The 1,128-nt window shown below is 49.3% G+C and carries 2 rRNA genes; both read left to right on the forward strand.

The annotated features are described in order from the left end of the window. Positions 1-321 (forward strand): 16S ribosomal RNA (locus C400_RS0125820); the annotation flags it as partial. Between the two features lie 393 nt (positions 322-714). Beyond that, positions 715-1,128: ribosomal RNA gene (locus tag C400_RS28350) — 23S ribosomal RNA — on the forward strand; the annotation flags it as partial.

Here is a 1,128-nt window from a genome sequence, read left to right on the forward strand (position 1 = left end):
CTACACACGTACTACAATGGCCGGTACAACGGGAAGCGAAGGAGCGATCTGGAGCCAATCCTAGAAAAGCCGGTCTCAGTTCGGATTGTAGGCTGCAACTCGCCTACATGAAGTCGGAATTGCTAGTAATCGCGGATCAGCATGCCGCGGTGAATACGTTCCCGGGTCTTGTACACACCGCCCGTCACACCACGAGAGTTTACAACACCCGAAGTCGGTGAGGTAACCGTAAGGAGCCAGCCGCCGAAGGTGGGGTAGATGATTGGGGTGAAGTCGTAACAAGGTAGCCGTATCGGAAGGTGCGGCTGGATCACCTCCTTTCTATGGAGAATCGTTTCCTGCAACGGAAACATTCAAATCAGCAGGTGTATATACCTGCGACCGGATATTCAATTCGGTTCATCACGTTCGTGTGAATGAAACGAATATCCCTAAACTACTCACTCGTTGCTCAGTTTTGAGAGTTCAAACTCTCAAACTTCGACGAATGTTTCATTCACACATCGTGTGGAACCGAAATATTCATCGGGTTTCGCTTCGACGAAGCGAATTGCACCTTGAAAACTGGATACCGAAACGAAATTGCGTTTTAGAATATTCCTTTAAGCTGATCTTGTGTAAACAAGTGAAATAAAGGTAGCTGCCTTGAATTTCATTCACACGTGAGTGTTGAACCGAAATTCAAAGCAAATCGTATTTACGATGTAAATACTAGGTTAAGCTACAAAGAGCACACGGAGGATGCCTAGGCGCCAGGAGCCGACGAAGGACGTGGCGAACAACGATAAGGCCTCGGGGAGCTGTAAGCAAGCTTTGATCCGGGGATGTCCGAATGGGGAAACCCGGCTGTCTTCATCGACAGTCACTACTCACTGAATTCATAGGTGAGTGAGAGGCAGACCAGGGGAACTGAAACATCTAAGTACCCTGAGGAAGAGAAAACAATAGTGATTCCGTCAGTAGCGGCGAGCGAACGCGGATTAGCCCAAACCGAGGAGCTTGCTCCTTGGGGTTGTGGGACGTCTCACATGGAGTTACAAAGGAACCGGTTAGATGAAGAGGTCTGGAAAGGCCCGCCAGAGAAGGTAAAAGCCCTGTAGTTCAAAACCCGTTCCCTCCGAGACGGCA

It is taken from the genome of Paenibacillus sp. ICGEB2008 (genome assembly GCF_000307675.1).
GTDB classification, from domain to species: domain Bacteria; phylum Bacillota; class Bacilli; order Paenibacillales; family Paenibacillaceae; genus Paenibacillus; species Paenibacillus polymyxa.